Source organism: Acinetobacter halobius, assembly GCF_044130335.1.
In the GTDB taxonomy this organism is placed as follows: Bacteria; Pseudomonadota; Gammaproteobacteria; order Pseudomonadales; family Moraxellaceae; genus Acinetobacter.
Map to the genome: position 1 here is coordinate 232,736 of NZ_JBIQOD010000003.1, position 23,167 is coordinate 255,902.

At 40.4% G+C, this 23,167-nt stretch carries 15 protein-coding genes and 1 pseudogene; 9 read left to right on the forward strand and 7 right to left on the reverse strand.

Annotated elements, in window-relative coordinates; genetic code table 11:
- Window positions 1–14: 14 nt before the first annotated feature.
- From ACE01U_RS04900 to ACE01U_RS04925, 6 genes are all read left to right on the forward strand, one after another.
- Window positions 15–587, forward strand: coding sequence for a hypothetical protein (locus tag ACE01U_RS04900; RefSeq protein WP_395578840.1), 573 nt, complete (start codon window positions 15–17; stop codon window positions 585–587).
- Window positions 588–769: 182 nt separating this feature from the next.
- On the forward strand, window positions 770–4,339 hold the full coding sequence (gene dnaE / locus ACE01U_RS04905) for a DNA polymerase III subunit alpha (protein ID WP_395578841.1): 3,570 nt from the start codon (window positions 770–772) through the stop codon (window positions 4,337–4,339).
- A gap of 34 nt (window positions 4,340–4,373) precedes the next feature.
- Entirely contained in the window at window positions 4,374–5,222 is an 849-nt protein-coding gene (locus tag ACE01U_RS04910; RefSeq protein ID WP_395578842.1) for an RNA methyltransferase, read from the forward strand.
- Window positions 5,215–6,024 carry a serine O-acetyltransferase gene (gene cysE, locus ACE01U_RS04915; protein WP_086207760.1) on the forward strand — a complete coding sequence of 270 codons (810 nt, stop codon included), beginning with the start codon at window positions 5,215–5,217 and terminating at the stop codon, window positions 6,022–6,024. Before ACE01U_RS04910 ends, cysE begins: the two co-directional genes overlap by 8 nt.
- A gap of 123 nt (window positions 6,025–6,147) precedes the next feature.
- Window positions 6,148–7,050: an ABUW_2363 family tetratricopeptide repeat lipoprotein gene (locus ACE01U_RS04920; RefSeq protein WP_086207761.1), complete on the forward strand. Its 903-nt coding sequence runs from the start codon at window positions 6,148–6,150 to the stop codon at window positions 7,048–7,050.
- 132 nt (window positions 7,051–7,182) lie between these two features.
- Window positions 7,183–9,189 (forward strand): esterase/lipase family protein, encoded by a 2,007-nt coding sequence (locus tag ACE01U_RS04925; RefSeq protein ID WP_395578843.1) that lies wholly within the window; start codon window positions 7,183–7,185, stop codon window positions 9,187–9,189.
- 132 nt (window positions 9,190–9,321) lie between these two features.
- Here the strand turns inward: ACE01U_RS04925 and ACE01U_RS04930 are convergent, their stop codons facing one another.
- Complete coding sequence (locus ACE01U_RS04930; RefSeq protein WP_395578844.1) at window positions 9,322–10,074, reverse strand: SDR family oxidoreductase; 753 nt, start codon at window positions 10,072–10,074, stop codon at window positions 9,322–9,324.
- A gap of 125 nt (window positions 10,075–10,199) precedes the next feature.
- Here ACE01U_RS04930 and ACE01U_RS04935 point away from each other — a divergent pair, with 125 nt between their 5' ends.
- Entirely contained in the window at window positions 10,200–11,096 is an 897-nt protein-coding gene (locus ACE01U_RS04935) for a LysR family transcriptional regulator (RefSeq protein WP_086207764.1), read from the forward strand.
- A gap of 58 nt (window positions 11,097–11,154) precedes the next feature.
- On the opposite strand, the gene ACE01U_RS04940 is transcribed toward ACE01U_RS04935, so the two are convergent.
- The 6 genes and pseudogenes from ACE01U_RS04940 to ACE01U_RS17050 form a co-directional block, all read right to left on the reverse strand.
- Window positions 11,155–11,856: a response regulator gene (locus tag ACE01U_RS04940; RefSeq protein WP_395578845.1), complete on the reverse strand. Its 702-nt coding sequence runs from the start codon at window positions 11,854–11,856 to the stop codon at window positions 11,155–11,157.
- 10 nt (window positions 11,857–11,866) lie between these two features.
- Window positions 11,867–14,515, reverse strand: coding sequence for an ATP-binding protein (locus ACE01U_RS04945; RefSeq protein WP_395578846.1), 2,649 nt, complete (start codon window positions 14,513–14,515; stop codon window positions 11,867–11,869).
- 12 nt (window positions 14,516–14,527) lie between these two features.
- Entirely contained in the window at window positions 14,528–15,163 is a 636-nt protein-coding gene (kdpC, locus tag ACE01U_RS04950) for a potassium-transporting ATPase subunit KdpC (protein ID WP_395578847.1), read from the reverse strand.
- Window positions 15,164–15,172: 9 nt separating this feature from the next.
- Window positions 15,173–17,185, reverse strand: coding sequence for a potassium-transporting ATPase subunit KdpB (gene kdpB, locus ACE01U_RS04955; RefSeq protein ID WP_395578848.1), 2,013 nt, complete (start codon window positions 17,183–17,185; stop codon window positions 15,173–15,175).
- Between the two features lie 16 nt (window positions 17,186–17,201).
- Window positions 17,202–18,899 carry a potassium-transporting ATPase subunit KdpA gene (gene kdpA, locus ACE01U_RS04960; protein WP_395578849.1) on the reverse strand — a complete coding sequence of 566 codons (1,698 nt, stop codon included), beginning with the start codon at window positions 18,897–18,899 and terminating at the stop codon, window positions 17,202–17,204.
- A gap of 144 nt (window positions 18,900–19,043) precedes the next feature.
- Window positions 19,044–19,564, reverse strand: a pseudogene (locus ACE01U_RS17050) (hypothetical protein).
- A 290-nt stretch (window positions 19,565–19,854) separates the two neighbouring features.
- On the opposite strand from ACE01U_RS17050, the gene ACE01U_RS04965 reads away from it, so the two are divergent.
- Window positions 19,855–21,084 (forward strand): GGDEF domain-containing protein, encoded by a 1,230-nt coding sequence (locus ACE01U_RS04965; protein WP_395578850.1) that lies wholly within the window; start codon window positions 19,855–19,857, stop codon window positions 21,082–21,084.
- Between the two features lie 587 nt (window positions 21,085–21,671).
- Entirely contained in the window at window positions 21,672–23,036 is a 1,365-nt protein-coding gene (locus ACE01U_RS04970) for an amidohydrolase (protein ID WP_395578851.1), read from the forward strand.
- The last annotated feature ends 131 nt before the right edge of the window (window positions 23,037–23,167 follow it).

Here is a 23,167-nt window from a genome sequence, read left to right on the forward strand (position 1 = left end):
TACTCAGTCATGCAGTGTCAAATACGTATGACTACGTCACCAGTGTGAAAGTGAATCAGGTCGAACTGAATGCCCCTGTGACAGCAAATCAAGTCAGTCAATTACTCGCTCCTCCGAATGGAAAAACCAGCAAACAATATGTCGAATGTACAGGCAACTATGAATACAGTATTACAAGCACCCAACCCAAAATCCTAAAGTTTGAAATTTTTAACGAAGATAATCCAAAGATTCAGGCCGAAAAATTCTATAAAGACAAAGCGAATTTTAAACAACTCGGTCAAACCAAAGGCCGTGTTTGGCTTAACTGGAAAAGTACTCAAGGCATGAGCGAAAACATACGCGTACAAAATATTCAAATCACGCCCAATTATACTTTGCAGCAATTTAAACAAGACTTTAAATACAGTGCACACGGCATGGCAGCATCAGGTGAAGCTCAAGTCCTGCTCTTGCAGCTCAGTGAAATCAAAGCTTTTTTGAAAGAACCGCAAGACTTTGCCCCACCCTACACGGCTTATCTCAACTTCGGTTTTAAAAATGGACGGCTAAACAGTTTTGCCATTCAGCAAGCGGTGGCCTGCTAAAATCTTTTTATGCCAAGAACAAGGACTGCCATTGCCTTTTCTAAGTTGTTTTGAACTCACTGACAATAAAATATACAGTCCAAACGCTACATGCTATTAAATTTTGCCAATTCATTTGAATCGCACTCAGAATGAAGGCAGAGCATGTTAAACTATTTAGCGGTTTTTGCAGGGACTCACTTATGCACTTTGTACATCTTGGTATTCATACAGAATTTTCAATCACAGAATCAATTGTACGTATACCTGATTTAGTCAAAGCTGCTAAGGCAGAAGGTATGCCAGCCCTTGCCATTACTGACCTATCTAACTTACATGCTGCTGTAAAGTTTTATGGTAAATGCTTAGATAATGGCATCAAACCAATTATGGGTTCAGAAGTTCGTTTGAACGATGCTGAACATCGCGTAACTTTATTGGCGATGAGCAATGTTGGCTGGCGTAATCTAACCGAACTGGTTTCCGAGGGTTTTATCCGCGGTCAACAGCTTGATATTCCTTGCGTTGCAAAAGACTGGATTTTAGAGCAAAACCACGACCTGATTGCACTACTTGGCATGCAATCTGATGTCGGCAAAATGCTCTGTACATCAAATCCGCAAAAAGCTGAACCTTTACTCGAAGAATGGATTGCAAAGTTCGGCAATCGTGTTTATTTGGCCCTATGCCGAACAGGTCGTTCAGGCGAAGATGACTTCAACTATGAAGCTTTAAAATTAGCTAAAAAATATAACATAGGTGTGGTTGCGCATAACGATGTGCATTTCATGAAAGAAATGGACTTTGAAGCACACGAAGCCCGGGTCTGTATTGCCGATGGTTATGTATTAGGGGATAACCGCCGACCAAAAAATTACTCTCCAGAGCAATATTTTAAATCTGGCCAACAAATGGCGGAATTATTTGCAGACATTCCCTCTGCAATTGAAAATACTTATCAAATTGCCAAACGTTGTAACGTTACCCTGCAATTAGGTAAATACTTCCTGCCTGACTACCCTATTCCTGAAGGCCATACCATTGATACCTACTTTGCACATTTATCCAAAGAAGGTTTAGAAGAGCGTTTAGACTTTTTATATCCACCAGAAACACGTGATGAATACTGGCCTGAAAAACGTAAAGAATATGATGATCGTTTAGAGTATGAAATAGGGACCATTCTTAAAATGGGTTTCCCGGGCTACTTCTTGATTGTCATGGACTTTATCCAATGGTCCAAAGGTAATGGCGTGCCCGTTGGTCCAGGCCGTGGTTCAGGTGCAGGTTCGTTGGTTGCCTACAGCTTAAAAATTACAGATCTCGACCCTCTCCCATACGGGCTACTTTTTGAACGCTTCTTAAACCCAGAACGTGTTTCAATGCCCGACTTCGACGTCGATTTCTGTATTGCTGGTCGTGACCGTGTCATTGACTATGTGGCGCGTACCTATGGACGCGATGCAGTATCACAAATTGCCACTTTCGGTACCATGGCAGCCAAAGGTGCTATTCGTGATGTGGCACGTGTCTTGGGTAAATCCTATGGTTTGGCTGACCGAATCTCAAAAATGATTCCGACCAAACCTTTAGGTTTAAGCCTTGAAGAGTCGATTGAAGCAGAGCCACAGCTGAAAGACATTGTCACTAACCCATCCAACCCAGACAATGACGATGCTGCTGAAATTTGGGAAATGGCATTAAAACTCGAAGGCATTACCCGTAACACAGGTAAACACGCAGGTGGCGTGGTCATTTCCCCAACTAAAATTACCGACTTTTCTGCCGTCTTATGTGACGCAGATGGTACAGGCCGTGTTGCGCAGTACGATAAAGACGATGTTGAATCTGCAGGTCTAGTGAAGTTCGACTTCTTGGGTCTACGTAACTTAACGGTTATTGAAGATGCCGTAAAGAATATCAATAAGCGCATTAAGCTCGATGTGCCTTTAGACATTGCTTTCATTCCACTCGATGACAAAGATGCATACCTCATCTTTGCCAATGCCAACACCACAGCGGTCTTCCAGTTTGAATCCGTGGGCATGAAAAAAATGCTCAAGGAAGCACGTCCAAGCAAATTTGAAGAAATTATCGCCTTTGTATCCCTTTACCGTCCGGGTCCGATGGACCTGATTCCAGACTTTATCCACCGTATGCATGGCGGCGAGTTTGAATATCTCCATCCCCTACTTGAAGGTGTACTTGAACCGACTTACGGCATTATGGTTTACCAAGAACAGGTGATGCAGGCAGCACAGTATTGTGCGGGCTATAGCTTAGGTGGTGCGGACTTACTACGTCGTGCGATGGGTAAGAAAAAGCCCGAAGAAATGGTCAAACAGCGCCAAATTTTCACGGAAGGTGCAGCCAAAAAAGACATTGATGAAGCCACGGCCAACCATATCTTTGACTATATGGAAAAGTTCGCAGGTTATGGCTTTAACAAATCACATGCCGCAGCTTATGCATTGGTTGCCTATCAAACCGCATGGCTCAAAGCGCATTATCCAGCTGAATTCTTAGCAGCAGTGATGTCATCGGAAATGCAAAACACCGATAACGTGGTGTTCTTGATTGATGACTGTCGACACAATGATATAGATGTATTGCCACCTTCGGTCAATATGTCTATCTATCAATTCCATGCTTCGGACGACAAAACGATTGTCTATGGACTCGGTGCAATTAAAGGCGTCGGCGAAGCGGCTATGCAGTCGGTCATTGACTCGCGTATCCAAGATGGGCCGTATCGTGACTTGTTTGATTTCTGCCATCGTATTGATCTGAAAAAAATCAATAAACGGACTTTAGAAGCATTAATTCGCTCAGGTGCTTTAGACTGCCTCGGCATTGAGCGCTCCAGTTTAATGGCGCAACTTCCAGAAGCAGTACAAGCGGCGGAGCAAGCTCGTTCAAACCGTGAAACAGGCATCATGGACTTGTTTGGTGAGGTTGAAGAAGTACAGCGTAAACCTGCCAAACCTGTGAAACCGTGGTCAGATGAAGTCCGTCTCAAAGGTGAAAAAGACACCTTAGGTTTGTATTTAACTGGTCACCCAATTGATGTATACCGTGCAGAGCTGAAAGCATTTATTCCAAATAAAATCAATGAACTCACCCCTACACGTCGTGGGGTAACCACTGTTTTTGCTGGTCTTGTAGTCGATGTAGCCAACTTCCCGAACCGAATGATGGTCACCTTAGATGATGGTACCTCCCGAATTGAAGTCTCTGCGAATCATGAACGCTTTATGCGTTTTAAAGACATCATTCAAAATGAAAAAGTGGTGGTGATTGAAGGTGAAATTTACGAGCGTGAAGGCTTTGACCGTCCAATGGGACGCTTGACCAAAGCATTTACCCTAAATGAAATTCGCCAAAAACGTGCCAACTGTATTCAAATTCGCCTTGACCCAACGCATAGTACAAAAGCACTGAACCAAGATTTGAAAAATATTGTTGCACCCTTCTGTAATGTCGATATGTGTAATCACATTCCGCTACAATTACTGTTGGACTACCCGTATGCCACAGCTGAATTGCACTTAGGGATCAATTGGAAAGTGGCACCGCTAGATGAACTGCTGTCTAAACTTCGTGACTATTTTGGTAAAGAAAATCTTCATGTGGAATATCAAGTCAAATCTAAAGCTGCCAAAGCGGTCAGCTATGAAGAAGCCAAACCCGTAGATATACCACCGCCACCTGCGGATATGAGCATGGATGATGCCATGGACTTATATCAGGCTGAGGTCGGTCAGTTCTCTTAAATATTTTCAAATTTTAAAATTCATTGGAAAAATCATGAGCCAATTTGACAATGCCGCTGTTTCAGCGCATCTCTCCCATGTGCGTATTGTCATGGTCAATACTACACTCCCTGCGAACATTGGAAGCGCATTACGTGCCATGAAAACAATGGGACTCTCAAAGCTGGTTTTGGTTGCGCCAAAAACCTATCCACATCCCGATATTGATGCTTTAGCAGCGGGTGCAACTGATTTAATCGCGCAGATTGAAATTGTTGAAACCCTTGCCGATGCCATCAAAGACTGCCATTTAGTGTTTGGTACCAGTGCACGTAGTCGTACTATTCCTTGGCCTTTGCTAGACGCACGTCCTGCGGCAGAAAAATCAATTTCAGCAGTGCTGAGTGATCAACAAGAGGTTGCTGTGGTCTTTGGTCGTGAAGACCGCGGACTGACCAATGAAGAACTGGCGATGGCCAACTACCACGTTACTATTCCAGTCAATACAGACTATGGCGTACTGAATGTAGCCCAAGCTATTCAGGTCATCTGTTATGAAATGCGTATGGCAACTTTGGCTGCTGTAGAAAGTGGTGAAGATGAAACTGCAACCATGCCTGTGACAGATACAGAGTCCATGCAGTGGGATGAGCCTTTGGTCACACATGAGCAAATGGAACAGTTCTATCCACACATTGAAAAAATGTTGGCTGAAATTGAATTTTTAGATCCAAAAAATCCACGATTATTGCCTTTACGCTTGCGTCGCCTTTTTGGACGTATACAATTAGATCGTATGGAATATCATTTACTTCGTGGTATTTTTAGTCGTGTACAAGCCTTAAATAATGGCACATGGAAAAAGTCAAATACGGATCAAATAGAGGATCAATCTAATGCTTAAACAGCTCAAAGAAGATGTACAAGCTGTATTCGCGCGCGATCCTGCAGCACGAAACACTTTAGAAGTTCTAACCACATACCCAGGTATCCACGCGTTGATCATGCACCGTATGGCGCATGAATTATGGAAAAAGGAATGTAAGGGCTCTGCACGCTTATTGTCTTCTTTCAGCCGTTTTGCAACAGGTATTGAAATTCACCCAGGTGCTAAAATTGGTCGTCGTTTTTTTATCGACCACGGCATGGGCGTTGTGATTGGTGAAACAGCTGAAATTGGCGATGATGTAACCCTCTATCACGGCGTAACTTTAGGCGGTACAACTTGGAATAAAGGCAAACGCCATCCGACTTTAGAAGACGGCGTAGTTGTTGGTGCAGGCGCTAAAATTTTAGGCCCCTTTACAGTCGGTAAGAATGCGAAAGTTGGCTCAAATGCAGTTGTGACAAAAGCAGTACCTGCCGATACCACTGCCGTTGGCAACCCAGCGCGTTTCATATCAAAAGATAAACCAAAAGATGAGGCTGAAACACATCGTCGTGATTATGCAGAAAGTATCGGCTTCCAAGCTTATGCTGCAACGCAAGACCAATCCGATCCTATACTTGAAGGCATGCGCGTCCTGCTCGACCGTATTCAGTTGAATGAAAAACGTATGAATACCTTATGCCAACGTTTGTCGTTACTTGATCCAACCTTTAAAAAACAGCAACAAAATGAACAACCCTTTAGTGCTGAAGAACTGAAAATTTTGGAAGACGTTCGCCGTGAATGTGAAGCTCAAAGCACTCCATCAAATGATTAAACATGAAAAGTGTTAGTTTTTGAAAACCAGCCTATAGCAAGCCTTGCATGTTCCTCAGAGTTTTCTTAGACTGACGGACATGCCTTTTACACCACTTCTTAAAATAATGAATGGATGAACCTTATGATGCTTAAACCCTTAGCGGTTGCTGTACTTACAGTGTCGTTTTTAACAGCGTGTAGCACAACCCCACCGAAAAATAATAACAATACCATTGTGTTTACTGAGCCTGAATTAACTGCACCGTTTTACGCATTAAATCCATTTAACTATGATGCGCCTCCTCCGTTTGAAATTAATTTAAAAAAGGCTGCTTCACAACCTGTAACCAAGATGGAAGTGACACGTTCTGATGATCCATCGAAGAAAATGGTTTTAGACACCAATAAGTTGATTATTCCAACTGTTAACAGCAAAGAACGTCAGTTGAAATACGCGGTGCTAGCAGGTGACAACGAAGTCGACATCACTGAAATTGATGACTTCTTGCAGTTGGTTGAAGGTAAAGCACGCCATTACCCACCTCGTTTTACAGAGCGCCAAGAACGTAAGGGTTTTGAGTCAAAACTAAAAGAAGTGACCCAGCAGTTAGATACGTTGGCATCAAAAGACAATGCATCATTTGATGTACTCATTCGTGCATTCAAAGCTAGCGTTATGGCTCGTAATTTAGACTTAGGTTCCGTGTATACCACCAAATCTTTAACTTATGCTCAGCGTATTTTAAAGCTTAATCAAGAAGACCCTGAAGCAAACTTCTGGTTTGGTTTTGCCCTGTCTGAAGGGGGTGGTCAACGTGAAGCTATGCCGTATTTAGATAAAGCCATGAAGTCTGGTGTTCAAGAAGCTTATTTAGCGAGTGCAAATAACTACATCGCGATGGAACAGAAGAAGAATGCGGTGCAAACGCTGAAAAACTACAAGTTGAAATACCCTCAAGAAGCTGAAGTTGCAGATCGCTTGATTACTGAAATTGAAAAACAAGGCCGTTGGAATGTTTGGCAAGTATTAAATACGAGCAAATAATTCGCTACTTTTGTAACACACTCTAAAATAGACCGAACTTTTCGGTCTATTTTTTTTTGAGCGAATTGATAAATCCGAGAATTATCGTATGATTTAAAAAATTCAAAAAAATAGATCGCAGTAGACTCGTTTATGCCTAAATACATCCATAGCACCTTAATGCTCACTGCTCTGATTTCTATCTTGAGTGGTTGCCAAGTGGTCAGTGTAAAAAATCAATCACTGAACGTCACCATTAACAACGAACGTGAAAGTATTTTAACGCGCGATAAACTCAGTGAAGCAAGTCTGAATGTATTATCTATGACAGGCAGAGAAGCCAAAGTCTGTTCTGAACAGCCTGAGGAATGTGTGAACGAACTCAAACAAATTCCCCAAATTCAGGATGAGCAATTACTATCAACGGCAAGTGAACTTTATCTTGCCAAAGCACTTTCTTTAGAAAAATCATCTGCATGTAAAATCAGTATTTTGGCTAAGACGCAGTCAGAAGAAAAAAAGGCTGTTCAAAAGCAAAATTACCAAAACTGTTTAGATCAACAGCTCGGCATGCTCGATAAAAGTATTCGCTATAGTTATGCTTATATGTTTAAAACTAAACGTGGCCCACAAGATCGAATTTTTGATAACCGTCAAGTACAACTTCGGGACTTTTATAACCAAGCAATTGCCAAACTAGTTAGTGCTTATGGTTTACGTTATGAGCCTTCAGATGTTACGACCCAAATCCAAGTCGGCAAAAGCATTTATCGCATTAATTTCGACAAATATTCACTTTTAAAAAATCAAAAAATTGAACAACTCATGTCGACGTATAATTTGAACTTTTCAGGTTTGCGTTCAATTACCCGTCGAGATGGATTTGGTTCTGAGTTTTTAATTGTACTGCCTGCAGAACCTCACGACATCTCACCTGAAAAAACAAAATATATTGTTGATCCATTACATCATCAGTATACAAATGGTCATAATCCCAATATTCATAATGCTCGTTATTTAGCAGCGACCATCACAGCCCAACCTCGTTCTGCGGCAAGTGTGGATGAAATCTTAAATAGTCCAGAGTTTGAGATGACAGCCTATGATCCATATAAATATGAAACTGCTGAAATAGCTGGAAAGACTTATCCACTGGCAGCAAATTTTTCAGCACCATATGGCTTATGGCTGGCACAAAATAATCTAGGTAAGTCTGCTTATTTGTCACTGATAGATCGTGATGAACGCCTGACCATGCCTCATTTGTATATGCTTGAACCTTATAACCCGAACAAGAAAGTCATCGTTCTTATTCACGGTCTTGCAAGCAGTCCTGAGGCATGGATTCGTCTAACCAACGATGTAATGGGTGACCCTGTATTGCGTGAGCATTATCAAGTGTGGCAGGTTTTCTACTCCACAAACATGCCTATTTTGGAGAGTCGCTTTCAAATTTATGCAGTGATCCAACAAGCTTTTAGTCAAGTCGATAACAAAGCTTCTGCAAAAAAAGACGCAGTGCTGATTGGGCATAGCATGGGGGGCATTATTGCGCGGCTTTTAGTCAGTGATGCAGACTTAACATCTGCAGCAATCAAATTACTTCCAGATTGGCGCGCCAAACAATTTAAAAATGATCCATTATTTAAATCACGCTTAGATATTCAGCCAATTCCAAACTTTAGTCGTGCCATTTTCTTGGCAGCACCACATCGAGGAACAGAATTTGCTGACCGTTGGTTTACCCTTGCTGCGCGTAAAGTAATTAAACTACCAGGTGCTTTTTTAGGTGCATTAACTGATGTATTACAAAGTAGTGACCCTGATCTACAAGCATTTATCAAAGATATAGATAATGGGTTAATTCAAAATGGCCCAAGCGACCTCAGTAAAAACTCTAAATTTACTCAGTTAACTAAAAATATTGTTCCATATAAGGGGATGAAATTTCACAGTATTATGGGGAATATGACCAACAGTAATGATATCAATGTGATTACTGATGATGTCGTACCTTATACCAGTGCCCATCTGGATGGGGCATTGTCTGAGAAAATTATTAAAGGTGGACATTCTATTCAGGAAACCCCTGAAGCGGTACTTGAGTTGCGCCGTATTCTGCGACTACACCTTACAGAATTGGGACTATATAAACCTTGATCATAAAAAGCCTAAACTTTTGTTTAGGCTTTTTTTATTTACTTCGTTTATATCAACAGTTGAGTCTTAAATAGGTACAGCCAACTACAATACTTCTCAACCCTTGTATTCGTGGGATACTACAATTTTTATTTAAACAACCCCACCATTGACCCGAAGTATTTGGGCATTGACCCAATTACTTCCTTCATTGACTGCAAAATCTAATACAGCAGCAATATCCTCAACTGTACCTAAACGCTCTAAAGGCGCCGCCTGAATTAGCCGTGCAATCAGTTCATCACTTTTCCCTTCGAGAAAAAGCGCTGTTGCTGTTGGCCCTGGTGCAATCGCATTCACCGTAATATTTTTACCTCTTAACTCTTTGGCTAAAATCGCAGTTAAAGACTCTATGGCAGCTTTTGACGCAGTATAAACACCATAACTTTCAAGTTTCATCCCCACTACACTGCTGGATAAGTTAATAATTTTACCGCCATGAGCCAAGCGCTTGGCCGCTTCACGCATGGTATATAATGGTCCTTTTAGATTGATTGCCAAAAGTTGATCAATCGTTTCATCATCCACGTCTTCAATTTTATTGAGTCGCATAATGCCTGCATTATTCATCAGCACATCCAGTCTGCCATAAGTCTGAATTGCATAATCAAATAACTGAGTCACTTCATCTGAATGGCTAATATTTGCCTTAAATGCTGTTGCTGTTCCACCATTCGCTTGAATTTTTTGCACCACAGCATTTGCCTCTTGATCATTATTGGCATAATTAATGATGATGCTATGTCCTTGCTGGGCCAATAAACTTGCTGTAAATGCCCCTATACCTCTTGAGGCCCCTGTAATTAAAATTACTTTTTTCTGTTTTTCTTGCACTGCTGTATTCATTGATGACCTCATCGAGTGAAACTTACCATGGGATACGTTCTATGATACTGTTCATAAATAGCAAGATAATCTAGCCAGTTCTGACATCTTTATCCGAATTAGCCGAACAAAGGATCTACAAAAAGATGGATAAGTTAAATGCGCTGTCTGCTTTTGTACACGTTGTAGAGCAACAAAGCTTTACCAAGGCTGCACAAATACTGAACTTACCCCGTTCAACTCTCACCGATGCCATTAAGCAACTGGAAGTACAGCTCAACACACGCTTATTATTTCGTACCACGCGTCAGGTACGAACAACTGATGAAGGTCAAATTTATTACGAACGTTGTAAGTATATCTTGGACTATATCAATGAATCAGATCATGATTTTCTCAATGCAAAACCTCAAGGAACCTTAAAGATAGAAGTACATGGAGTGTTTGCTGCGTATTTTATTTTGCCTCATCTGCATAAGTTTCAAAGTGAATATCCTGGCATTCAGGTACAACTGACAGAAAGTGACCGCTATGTCGATGTGATTAAGGAAGGCATTGATTGTGTTATTCGTATTGGACAACTGAACAAGAGTGAACTAATTGTAAGACACTTAGGTCATTTGCAACAAATAACTCTTGCGAGTCCAAGGTATTTGGAAAAGCACGGTACTCCAAATCATTTAGATGATCTGCATGAGCATTTTATGGTGGGCTTCTATTCAAGTGCACGCCAGAAACATCTGCCACTCGAATTTATCATTCAAAACAAAACGCAACTTTATGACTTGCCTTTCAATATTCAAGTCAACGGAGCAAATACCTATTCAGCCGCAGCCCAACAGCATTTTGGGATTATTCAAGTGCCTCACTATGCTCATATCAAAGTGCTAGAACAAGGATTGCTTTGCCGAATTTTAGAACACTATACTGTACCGTCTATGCCTGTGTCTCTGCTCTATCCGTCTAAAAGATTGGTTTCACCTAAACAAAAAGTCTTTATTGAATGGATATTACAATTGTTTAAGGATCATCCCATCGTATAATCTTGGGTCTTTTTATGAATCAATATTCAACCTAGATAAGCAAGAAAATACCAATACCTTATCTTTCCAAAAATCGTAGCCCCACGCCTGCAATGGTAAAAATATATTTTGGAGTGATCGCAGAATCTCTAATTTTGGTACGGAGTTTTTTCACCAAGATTCGAAGATAATGAGTATCTTCTTCATGGCTAATGCCCCATAACTCGGTCATAATTTGCTTTTGCGTAACGATCTTACCCTGATGGCGAATCAAGAGTGCTAACAGTTGAAATTCTTTTTTGGTCAGAATAATTTCTTCATTCGTGAACCTCACTACATGTTCAGCCACATCCACAGATAATTGACCATCATCAAATACAATATTCTGTTCAGACTGTTGTGGTTTATTGCGAAACATCACCCGAATACGGGCACATAATTCCTGAATGCTAAACGGTTTAGTAACATAGTCGTTTGCACCTGCATCGAGCAATTTAATTTTTTGATTTTCATCAGGACGGGCAGATAACACAATCACAGGAATATCTGACCATTGCCTCATCTCAGTCAATACTTCCTGTCCTTCCATATCTGGCAAACCCAAATCTAAAATCAGTAAATCCGCACCTCGTGTTGCCAAAATTTCTAAGCCTTTCACGCCATTTTCAGCAACATGCACCTGATAACCTTGTGCGCGTAAGGCGATGTCTAAAAATTTTCGAATTTGAGGCTCATCATCAATAATCAGAATTGATGCATTTGGATAAATTGTTTGCGGCATAAAAGATCGTTTAACCCTGATGTAACGGTAATCGTATGCGAATTAAGGTACCTTGACCATCTGTTCCAGCAAAAGCTTCAATACTGCCCATATGAGCGCCAATAATGGCTTTGACAATCGCCAGTCCTAAACCTGTTCCCGTTTTACCTCGATCACCGCGTTGCATGGTGTAGAACATATCAAAGATTTGCTCGCGTTCATCTTCGGGAATGCCAATCCCTTGATCAATAATGTCAATTTGCAGAAATTGTTCCTCTTGCTGAATCTTCACTTCAATCGGAACATCATTTGGTGAGAACTTGGCTGCATTTTCCAAAACATTAAAAATGGCTTGTTCAATCAAAGCAGGATGCACATACAATTGTGGAAATTCTTCGACCAAAGCAACTTCGATTTTCACCTCAGGCTGATAGCGTTTAAGCCGTTGCGTTGCTGAGCCAATCAGTTCATCTACACCGATCCAAGCACGACTTAAAGTCAAACCTTGATGACCTAGTCGCGTCATATCCAACAGGTTTTGAATATAACGATCCAGTCGTTCCCCTTCAATGTGAATGGTGTCTAATAATTCATGGCGATCGCTTTCAGGCATCTGTTCACCATAATATTTAAGCGTATCTGCTGAACCAATCATCGCTGCTAAGGGTGAACGTAAATCATGCGATACCGAAGAAAGTAAGGCTGAACGCAACTTTTCCGTTTCAGCCACCACCCTAGAATTTTCTAACTGTAAAGACAGTTGTACCCGAGCAACAGTTTGCGCAATATCTTCAATCATCAACTCAGTTAAACGCTGCAATTCAAAGCTAATCGTCTGAGCATTTTGATGAAAGCGAATTGCAATTACGCCATATTCTTTCACCAAATTTAATGGAATAAACCACCATTCAGAATTGGTCAACGTATTGGTAAAACGTCCACAGGGTTTCGCATTCTTTTGTGTCCAATCTGCGGCTATCTGATCTTTTTCATTTAAAGCAGAGACATCGCCTAAAGACTTATTTTCAACTTTCAACCAGACCGTCGCATTTAATGAGGCTTCTAAATGTTGTTTAGCGACGGTTAACACCTGTTCAATATCCACGCAGGTCGATAGCTTTCTTTCCAATTCTTGCAACTGTAACGAGACTGAATTTGCAGCACGTAAACTCAATACCTGAGCGCGTAATTGGTTGGCCAAACGCCCGACCAGTAAAGCTGAGACAATGAACGTGATAATGGTAATCACGCCACGTTCAGCACTAATCATAAAGGTAAAACGAGGTTCAATAAAAAAGTAGTTATAGAGTAAAAAACAGATGAATACGCTAATAATCGTAATCAGCATGCGGGCGCGTATCGCAACCAGTAATACGGTCACAATAAAAATTAAGGCTAAATCACTATATCCAATAAAATGATCACTGATTACTGCCACAATTAGTCCTAGCAACACAATGATAATACTTTCAAACACTTCACGTTGATTAAACGCTAAACCTTGTTCCAGCCAAGATGAATGCGCCACATCTTTCTGCAAACGCTTTTCATTATTTTTGGCTTTTAAAGGCTGAACAAAGGTGATTTCAAAAGGATGCTGTTTCTCTAACAGTTGATCGGCAATATGATCTGAAAATAGACGCTGCCATAGCGATTTTTGAGGACTTTTGCCAAGTAAAATATTAGATGCACCATAATCATAAGCTGCCTGTAAAATGGTCGATGCAATATGATTGCTATAGAGTAAATAAGTGTCTGCACCGAGCTTACGTGCTAGATTAAAAGCCTTCGTCACTGCAAAGGCTTGGGTCGTTTCAACCTTACTTTTTTGAATCGAAATGACGCTCCACGTTGCATTGCGCCTTTCCGCAATCCGATGGGCACGGCGTACCAAATCTTCTGAAAACTCAGAACCATCTATCGCCAACATGACATGATTTTGAATCGGGATAATCTGCCCTTGTGCAACAAACTTTTCTCGATAATCAATATCGACCTGCCCTGCAACAGTTTGAATTGCCAGATCACGTAACGCTGTCAAATTTGCAGCTTTAAAAAAACCTTGTAATGCATGAGGGGCAACATCGGCGAAATAAATCTTGCCATTATTCATCCGTTCTAATAATTCAGGAACAGGTAAATCAACCAAACGAATATCTTTCAAACGTTTCAGTAATGCATCGGGAACGGTTTCAGTTACCCGAATCCCCGTAATTTGAAAAACCACATCATTCAGACTTTCCAAATGCTGAATATTTAAGGTGCTATAGACATCTATGCCTGCATCCAACAACTCATTGACATCTTGCCAACGATATTCATGCCGACTATTGGGTACATTGCGATGGGCAAGTTCATCAACAAGTACAATTTGAGGCTTTAATTTAAGAATTTGGTCGAGATCCATCTCGTCTAACATTTGCCCTTGATATTCCACAGACTTTCTTGGAATAACATTGAGCCCTTGAATCAAAGCTTCGGTGTCAGATCGACCGTGAGTTTCCACCACACCGACCACCACATGCTGCCCTTGCTGCATCAGTTCATGCGCTCGGGTCAACATGGCATAGGTTTTCCCGACTCCAGGTGCTGCACCCAAGAAAATGGTCAAACGTCCAGATTGTTCACGTTGACTATGTGCCAACCATGCATCTGCTTTGTTATTACGGTCGATCTGCATAATTACGCTCTATCAACGTGTGGTCGATGACAATTGATCTAAGGCTAAATTTAGCTGTAACACATTCACTCGGGCTTGCCCATATACGCCGAATTGCGCAGGCTGAATTTGTTGTTGTACCAAATCACGAACTTGCTGCTCAGGCAAATGATGTTGCTGTGCCACACGTTTCACCTGTAATAAAGCACTTTCAGGTGAAATATCTGGGTCGATTCCGCTTCCTGATGCTGTCACCATCTCATTTGGCACTTGTTGCTCAGTAATATGATTATTCTGGGCAAATTGCACGGTTCTTTCCTTAATTTGTTTTTGTAAGTCAGGATTAGAAACCGCTAAATTACTTCCCGCCATCCCATCAACATTGTAACTTACCGCACTGGGGCGGCCATGGAAATATTGTTCACCGACAAAATTTTGCCCCACTAAACTTGAACCAACAATTCTGCCATCCAGTTCGATTAAGCTGCCATTGGCTTGTTTGGGAAAAATCAACTGCGCAATCGAGACACTTGCTGTAGCATACAACATGCCTGCAATGAAAAAACCAACCACAATCAAACCCAGACTCGGACGTAGGACTGAATGTCCTTGACCCGATAATGCCAAGTCCTGTTGATTCAATTGCTCATGATTCAATAAAGTATTCATTTCTCACTCCTAAATCCACAAGGACACAACAAGGTCAATTAACTTGATCACAATAAACGGAAAGATCACCCCACCTACACCGTAAATCAGCATATTACGGCGTAACAATTGCAGTGCACTAGCAGGTTTGAATTGAACGCCTTTGAGTGCCAATGGAATCAACATTGGAATAATCAAAGCATTAAAGATCAAAGCGGAAATCACGGCACTGCTTGGACTACTAAGCTGTAAAATATTCAGTACTCCAAGTTGTGGAATCGCCACGGCAAACAATGCAGGTAAAATCACAAAATACTTAGATACGTCATTTGCCAACGAAAAAGTGGTTAATGCTCCACGAGTAATCAATTGCTGTTTACCAATTTCAACCACATCTAGCAATTTGGTTGGATCAGAATCCAAATCCACCATATTGCCAGCTTCTTTGGCAGCTTGCGTACCCGAATTCATGGCTAAACCAATATCTGCCTGCGCCAAGGCTGGTGCATCGTTAGTACCATCACCGACCATTGCGACTAATTTTCCTGCTGCTTGCTCGTTACGAATACAAGCCAATTTGTCCTCAGGTCTCGCTTCTGCAATATAGTCATCCACCCCTGCTTCAGCCGCAATCGCAGCCGCAGTCAATGGATTGTCTCCCGTGACCATAATGGTTTTAATGCCCATCTCACGTAACAGCGCAAAACGTTCTTTAATCCCTTGCTTAATCACATCCGAAAGTTCAATCACTCCTAAAATACTATGATTCGAAGCCACTACCAGTGGTGTCGCACCTTTTGATGCCACCTGTTCTACACGAGTTTTAAGCTCAACGTTATCCTTGATTTCTTGGCTGGTAAATTTAAGAATCGCGTCCACGGCACCTTTTCGAATCTTTTGTCCTGTGACCAAGTCCACCCCAGATAAACGTGTCGACGCACTAAACTGGATGAATTCGGCATCTTGAGGCTCACGAATGCTCTCTCCCATTTCTTTACCCAAACTCACCACGGATTTACCTTCAGGGGTTGGATCAGCAAAAGAAGTCAGCATTGCCGCTTGGCGTAACTCACTTGGACTCACACCAGCCAATGGATAAAAAGCGGTCGCTTGGCGGTCTCCATAGGTAATCGTGCCAGTTTTGTCCAACAGCAACACATCAATATCACCCGCAACTTCAACTGCTTTCCCTGATTTAGCCAAAACATTGGCTTTTAAAGCGCGGTTCATCCCAGCAATCCCAATTGCAGGCAACAAGCCCCCAATCGTAGTTGGAATCAAACAGACCAACAGTGCAATCAGCAAGACCATACTGATTTTGATCCCGACCATTGAACCAATCACAGGTAAGGTCAGCACTACGACAATAAAGGTAATGGTCATGATATTCAGTAAGATACTCAGTGCGATCTCATTAGGTGTCTTTTGACGATTGGCACCTTCCACCAAGGCAATCATGCGGTCTAAAAAGCTATGACCTGCCTCATTACTGACTCGAATAATAATTTCATCCGACAAGACCTTAGTACCACCAATCACGCCTGAACGATCTGTATTGGCTTCACGTAATACAGGCGCAGATTCACCTGTGACAGCCGATTCATTGATGGTCGCAAAACCCTGAATAATCTCACCGTCCGCAGGAACAATTTCACCTGCCTTGACGATGACTAAATCATCTTTTTTAAGTAGATTGGCAGAAATCACGGTCGGTACAGCATTTAAATCGAGAATCCGATTTGCAGTTAAGTTTTCACGCGCCTGACGTAATGATGCTGCTTGTCCACGCCCTTTGGCTTCTGCAACCGCTTCAGCATAATTGGCAAATAGTACTGTCACCAATAAAATCAAGCTCAAAACCAGACCAAAACCGAAACTGGTACTCCCCATCAAGGTTGCGACAATTGTTAAGATTGTGCCCACCCAGACACAGGCCATCACTGGATTTTTAAAAGCGTACTGTGGTAACAGTTTATGAAAAGTTTGCTGAATAATTTCTTTATTCAAGATATCCATCTGTTGTGTCGCATTTGAATGTTTCATTGTGCTTGCTCCACACTTAAACTTTTATCGACAAATAGTCAGCAATTGGCCCAATCACCAACACTGGCATGAATTGCAACAAGGTCAGAATCAGCACGATCCCAATCAAGGTCAACGCAAAAGTTGGAGATTCAATATGTAAAGACCCCTTGCTTTCGGCTGCTTGCGGTTTGGTTGCTAAACTCACTGCGATCAAAACTGGAATAATCAACACGCTATAACGCCCTGCCAATAAAGCGATACTGGCACTCAGGTTCCACCATAAAGTGTTATCGCCTAAGCCTTCAAAACCAGAGCCATTATTGGCATAGGCAGAGACATACTCATAAAACACTTGGCTAATACCATGAAACGCTGGATTGGAATTCCCTGTAATCGATGGAAATGCTATGGCAATCGCCGTCAGACCAAGAATCACCACAGGTTGTAAGAGAATCACTAGCGCTAATAACTTAATTTCAGTGACTTCAACTTTTCGACCAAATAATTCAGGGGTGCGCCCTGTCATCAAACCTGCGATAAATACTGCGAGAAATAGGTAAATAAAGAACTGTAATAGACCACAACCAATCCCGCCCCAAATGGCATTGATCAGCATATTGCACAGTTCAACCAATCCTGTCAGTGGTGAGGCAGAGTCATGCATCATATTCACAGAACCATTGTTGACTTGTGTGGTCAAACTTCCCCACAGTGCCGATGCCTCAGCACCAAAGCGAACTTCTTTCCCTTCCATCAAAGCAATATTTGAAATGAGCGAAGATTTTTCAGTCCATAGGGTCAACATCGTTGAAGCCAACGACATCAACAACATTGTGCCAAAAATCATCCACATCAGTTTCTTACGTTGAATAAAACGCCCAACCATAAACACCGCAGAAAGTGGAATCAGTAAAATCGCGATCATCTCAATCACATTGGATAGTGGCGTTGGATTTTCTAAAGGCACAGTACTGTTTGGCCCATACCAGCCACCACCGTTACTACCAAGCTGTTTAATTGCAACCATGGGCGCAACAGGACCGAGCGGAATATGTTGTGCTTGTACCTCGGAACTTTGATCTAAAACCTGCGCTGTTGGCCCCGCAGATAAGGTTGCTGGCACACCTTGAAAAGTGAGCAGTAAAGAAAAAATTAAACCAAGTGGAATAAAGAATCTAAACAATGGTCGGATGATATCCATCCAGTAATTACCTAGATTAATATGGTTCCAATTCTTTTGATCTGAATCTTCCGCTTGACGTGATTGCAGGAATAAAGCCCTTAACATGGCGACCAATAAAGCAAGTCCCATAATTGGCGACAAATATTGCAAGCCCACAATCACCGTCATTTGCGATAGATAAGACAGTTGAGCCTGTCCTGAATAATGTTGCTGGTTGGTATTGGTCAGAAATGAAATGGTGGTATGTAAAGCCAGATCCCAATTCATATTCGGAATATGATCGGGGTTCAAAGGTAACCATACTTGAGTCATTAAAATAGTGACACTTGCCCCAAGCAATAAAATATTGCTAAAGATAAAGGCAGCCAAATATTGTCGCCAATTCATACCGACCTGCTTCACATTTAGAACAGCATAAATCGGTTGTTCAATCCACTTAAAGAAGCTATCACTCTTCATTGGTTTGGTTTGCATGACATCCGCAAGATAGTGTCCTAACGGATAAGCCAGCAGCAATGAAAGGATAAATACTGAAATAAATTCCCACATAGCATATGCCATTAAAAATAGGTCAGCTTTAGTATGGAAATTAAGAGCGTAAATTCTCTATATTGAAAAAAGTAAGAAGCGTAAATTTTGCGTAAATTTATTTAAAATAATCCATCAAGAAATACATCAAAACTCGCAACCTGTTTAAGCTGATGCCTCCATAGCATGAATCATCGGCTTATTTTTATGACAGAGTTGATAAGCATATAAACATGCGTAAATTCCTACCAAATAGCCTAAAAACGTCGAGTTTTGCTCGTGACCAAAGTGTATGCCCCGTTGTGCACGCTGAATAAAGTTTTTATTTTATTGCATTGGCTTAGATCATATTTATCACCTTTCAATCCACGCAACAGATTACATATTGCTACGCTGATAGCTCATTGAATCTATCTTGTGCTCTTTACAGTGTATTTAAGTTCATCACTAAATATAGCCAGTTGATGTGTATTCATCAGGTGAAACATACGCTGCTCACATAACAAACTTTTGAATAGGCAACTATCGTCAGGATTTAGCGCCGTAAAGATAATTGTGGAAATACTGAGCTAAGCACAACGAATTCTGCAATATGAGGAGTTCTGCTTTAAAAATTTCCAATAGATAGTTTCAAATGTAAGGAACTCATCACCCATTACACAACATAATGGGGTACTGTCAAACATCAGGACTGTGGCTATGAATCGAGTGTAGTAACCGAAACCACTATCTTTGACCCTTCTCTGCTTCAAGCTAATTTCTTAGCTTAGATTTAGGCTAATATCGTACACTTATCCATAAAATCGCTAATTTTTCTTGTTAAACAGTAAAACTAAAAATAGCTTTCTTGGGTCCTTATTTTAACTATAAGTTATTATTTTTCTTCATACAGTTCACACTTTCATTAATTAAGTGTAATTTTATATAAGCGTAATCCCTGTTTAAGATAAAAATATTGGGGGGGATAAAAAATAGAATGAAACTGGAAGCATCAACACTATTCAAACAAGAGCAAATTGATCTTTTAATTGCTCGCGGACTAAATTTGGTTCGATTCCCTAAAAGGCTAGAGACGATCTATAAAAACCTATACAGAAATGGGGCGGCTTTGGAATTTCGCTATCGTGCCCCTATCATTTTAGGACTATATTTGTATCTATGTATAGGGACCTACCAAATATTGCCAACCGAAATACGTTCTGAATGGATCATGTTTTATGGTTGGGTCGGTTTAATCATTTTTTTCGCATGGTTTCTTTCATTTATTCCAACAATGAATAAATGGTTTGAACATTATGTTTGTCTAGGATCTGTAGGGTCTGTCGCTCTTACTTTCACATTAATCAATGTATTGGAACAAGGTCAAAATAATGTACTTTTTCATGCTGCAATGATGTATGCAATTGTTATTATTTATGGTTTTGTCGGGATGAGATTTTATACTGCTGTGATTGCAGGTTGGTGCGGTGGTTTAATTGGTATAATTGTAACTACATGGCTAAACATCTCTATTGATTGGACTTTTTTAAATCGAACTTATACATTCAGTAGCTTTCTTGGTATGGCTTTAGCGTATGCAATTGATCGCCAACATCGAGAAAATTATTTGCAAAATTGTATGATCGAATTAAACAGAATAGAACTTAAACACCAAACAGAACAACTTTCAATATTATCAAATCATGACCCCCTAACAGGTTTAGCTAATCGACGCTATTTAGACAAAGTTCTCGAAAATGAATGGAATCGCTCAATAATTCACCAAAAACCTATTACAATCATGATGGTAGATATTGATTGCTTTAAACAATATAACGATACATTAGGTCATCTTCATGGTGATGATTGCTTAAAGCAGATTGCTAATATACTAAATTCAGTGCCTTCAAAAAATAATGATCTTGTTGCTCGCTATGGAGGTGAAGAATTTCTATTACTTTTCACTTTAACAAATGAAGATCAAGCTCTGATTAAAGCAAAATACTTAATGGAACGCATACATGAAATTGGAATTATTCATCCACAGAGCAGTATTTCCAAATATCTGACAGTGAGCGTTGGGGTCGCAACTATCATTCCTAACTTGAATAATAGCCTTTCAGAATTTATTGCTCATGCAGATCACGCCCTATATATCGCTAAAAGCAATGGAAAAAATCAATTTCACCTGAGTACGTCATACAAGGAAACTCATCAAGTTTTGTAGCTGGGCGTATTAGCTCAAACCTGAGCTAACAACTGCCAATATTTGATTAAAACTATCAAATGAAATTTGAGCTAAATTCCAATGACCTTTGCTCGCAACTAATGTTTCAATCTTGCACAGCAATACTGCCCATCTGCCATTGCACTCCTTATCCTGATCAGTTGCATCAGTACTATAGAAATTCAGCTAATCATCTAGATTAAGTTGTAACTCTTTCAATGAGCTCTAGAATTTCTTTTGAAAAGTAATCGAATATAACGCTGCAAAATCATCTTAAAGAATTCAAAATTAAAGCAGTCAAGTAAGTGACTGATAAAAATTAGAGCTGAGCAGAAGTTGCCACACATTTAGGTAAAACCCTATGTAGTCTTTATGTCTGGATTAAACCTTATGATCTGCAATAACCTAGAATTACTGAATTTTAAGCTTTGCTTTTCCCATAAGAATAAACTTATATTCATGGACTTTAGATTTACATCTGTAAAATTGAACATATTTTATTCAAAAAAGTATTGTAAATTGCACTTTTTCAAACTAAAAATTAAACATAAGAATCATCAAAACAAAAACCTAAAATGGATAAGAACATGTTAAGTATAAAGACGATAAAACCCCTAATGATATTGAGTCTCGGATTAAGTTTGTTTAGCAATAGCTATGCACAAGAGACTAAATACCTCATTGAAAAAAGTGTCAACCAAGATAGTGAGAAATTTGTCAAAATATTCAAGGATATTCATCAAAACCCTGAACTGGGCTTTATGGAGTCTAGAACTGCAACAATCGTTGCAAAAGAATTAAAATCCTATGGATATCAAACCACTGAGAAAATTGGTAAAACTGGTGTGGCGGCTGTCATGAAAAATGGGGACGGCCCTGTTGTCATGTACCGCGCAGATATGGATGCAAATGCAGTTAAAGAAACAACTGGTCTGCCATATGCAAGTACAAAAATAGTGAAATTAGAGGATGGATCCGAAACGCCCGTTGCACATACTTGTGGGCATGACGCCCATGTGGCGTGGATGCTAGGCACTGCAAAGTTTTTTGCTGAGCATAAAAATCTCTGGAAAGGAACGGTCATATTTATTGGACAACCTGCAGAAGAACCGATCTTAGGTGCAGAGGCAATGGTAAATGATGGTTTATATACAAAACATAAAATTCCAGTTCCTGACTACCTATTCGGCATTCACGCTGCACCAGTTGCAGTTGGCGTAATTGCAGCAGCGACAGGTGTCCGCATGGCAGGTACAGATCAATTTGATGTGACATTTCATGGCATTGGGGGACATGGCTCCACCCCAAATTTATCCAAAGATCCTATCGTCATGGCCGCAACTGCAATAACTCAATACCAAACCATTATCAGTCGAGGAATTGACCCGAAAAATTCTGCAGTAATTACAGTTGGGTCTGTGCAAGCTGGAAGCAATAATAATGTAATCCCTGCTTCCGCATTGCTAAAAATTAATTTACGTTGGTTTAATGAAAATGACCAAAAGTTAATGATAGACGGTATTAAGCGAATCAATGAAAGTATTGCTTATGCTTATAATATGCCAAAAGACAAGTATCCAACAATTGCATTTAAAGGCTGGGCTCAACCTTTAAATAATGACATAGCTCTAACCAAAGTAGTTCAAAATACATTATCAAATTCAGGACTAATAGAAAATCCCAAATATTTATTAGATGAGAATGTTCTCCCATCTGTAATGGGTTCTGAGGATGTTCATCACTTAGTGATTCATAATCCAAAATATGCATACAGTTATATTAATGTTGGTATTGCCGAGCCTAAACGCTTTATCGAAGCCTTTAAACAAAAAAAACTACCATTCAATGCACATAATGGAGACTTTGAAATTGATCTATCCGCAATTCCATACGGGACTAAAGCTGGTATTACATCAATGTTAGCTATCTTTAATGAAACAACACAATCTTAAATTAAATTGCTCTTTAAATGATCAAGAAAAACTGATTTTTTCATTATTATTTAATTGTTTTCCGAACTTAAAACGACTTTAAATTGTATCGAGTATTGAATAGCCACTAAAAATCTATACCAATATCATCT

Bases quoted from the DNA above. Each gene is read 5' to 3' on its own strand.
- ACE01U_RS04945 (WP_395578846.1), bottom strand. From the start codon at position 14,515: ATGCAGATCGACCGTAATAACAAAGCAGATGCATGGTTGGCACATAGT.
- ACE01U_RS04965 (WP_395578850.1), top strand. From the start codon at position 19,855: ATGAAACTGGAAGCATCAACACTATTCAAACAAGAGCAAATTGATCTT.
- ACE01U_RS04970 (WP_395578851.1), top strand. From the start codon at position 21,672: ATGTTAAGTATAAAGACGATAAAACCCCTAATGATATTGAGTCTCGGA.
- ACE01U_RS04940 (WP_395578845.1), bottom strand. From the start codon at position 11,856: ATGCCGCAAACAATTTATCCAAATGCATCAATTCTGATTATTGATGAT.
- dnaE (WP_395578841.1), top strand. From the start codon at position 770: ATGCACTTTGTACATCTTGGTATTCATACAGAATTTTCAATCACAGAA.
- ACE01U_RS04925 (WP_395578843.1), top strand. From the start codon at position 7,183: ATGCCTAAATACATCCATAGCACCTTAATGCTCACTGCTCTGATTTCT.
- ACE01U_RS04920 (WP_086207761.1), top strand. From the start codon at position 6,148: ATGATGCTTAAACCCTTAGCGGTTGCTGTACTTACAGTGTCGTTTTTA.
- cysE (WP_086207760.1), top strand. From the start codon at position 5,215: ATGCTTAAACAGCTCAAAGAAGATGTACAAGCTGTATTCGCGCGCGAT.
- ACE01U_RS04935 (WP_086207764.1), top strand. From the start codon at position 10,200: ATGGATAAGTTAAATGCGCTGTCTGCTTTTGTACACGTTGTAGAGCAA.
- kdpC (WP_395578847.1), bottom strand. From the start codon at position 15,163: ATGAATACTTTATTGAATCATGAGCAATTGAATCAACAGGACTTGGCA.
- ACE01U_RS04930 (WP_395578844.1), bottom strand. From the start codon at position 10,074: ATGAATACAGCAGTGCAAGAAAAACAGAAAAAAGTAATTTTAATTACA.
- kdpA (WP_395578849.1), bottom strand. From the start codon at position 18,899: ATGTGGGAATTTATTTCAGTATTTATCCTTTCATTGCTGCTGGCTTAT.
- kdpB (WP_395578848.1), bottom strand. From the start codon at position 17,185: ATGAAACATTCAAATGCGACACAACAGATGGATATCTTGAATAAAGAA.
- ACE01U_RS04910 (WP_395578842.1), top strand. From the start codon at position 4,374: ATGAGCCAATTTGACAATGCCGCTGTTTCAGCGCATCTCTCCCATGTG.